Source organism: Marinobacterium lacunae (assembly GCF_000705555.1).
GTDB classification, from domain to species: Bacteria; Pseudomonadota; Gammaproteobacteria; order Pseudomonadales; family Balneatricaceae; genus Marinobacterium_D; species Marinobacterium_D lacunae.
This window is the reverse complement of sequence record NZ_JMQN01000032.1, coordinates 1-503: the sequence shown is the minus strand read 5'-3', so window position 1 is coordinate 503 and position 503 is coordinate 1. Positions and strand designations below refer to the sequence as shown.

1 protein-coding gene is annotated in these 503 nt (G+C 44.3%); it reads left to right on the top strand.

Going from position 1 to position 503, the window contains the following annotated elements:
- Nucleotides 1-249: 249 nt before the first annotated feature.
- Nucleotides 250-503: IS110 family transposase (locus tag ADIMK_RS11085; protein ID WP_156042891.1), on the top strand; the 254-nt coding region annotated here is incomplete at its 3' end.

Genomic DNA, 503 nt, shown 5'->3' with positions numbered 1-503 from the left:
ATCTGTGTCATTTCGAGACCTAACATTTGGTACCCAACCGCACAAAAGGGAATGACGTTTAGATCGAAGTGGCCTGTACAATATAGCCGTCCCTGGTATAGTGCAAATTGCCTGTTTTCGAGCATGGTTGGATAGAAAGGAGTCACAAAATATGGTACTTCCTTATTTGAATGGGAATGTCCGGTTGGTAGTCTGTCGTGTACAATATTTCTTCCTACAGGCCTTTGTTTTACTTTAAAAGGAGTGGTCATGAAAAAGTTGAGAGCACATGCTGCAGGTATAGATATAGGTGCCAAGCACATATTCGTATCAGTTGAGGACAAGGAAGTCCGTGTTTTTGAGACCTTCACCGATAGTTTTCGGGAAGCCTTGTCCTACTTGTTGTCAGAGGGGATCGAGACAGTGGCCATGGAGGCGACCGGTGTTTATTGGATCATCCTCTATGAGATTCTTGAATCAGCAGGTTTGGATGTCTGGTTGGTAGATGGGCGACAGACTAAACA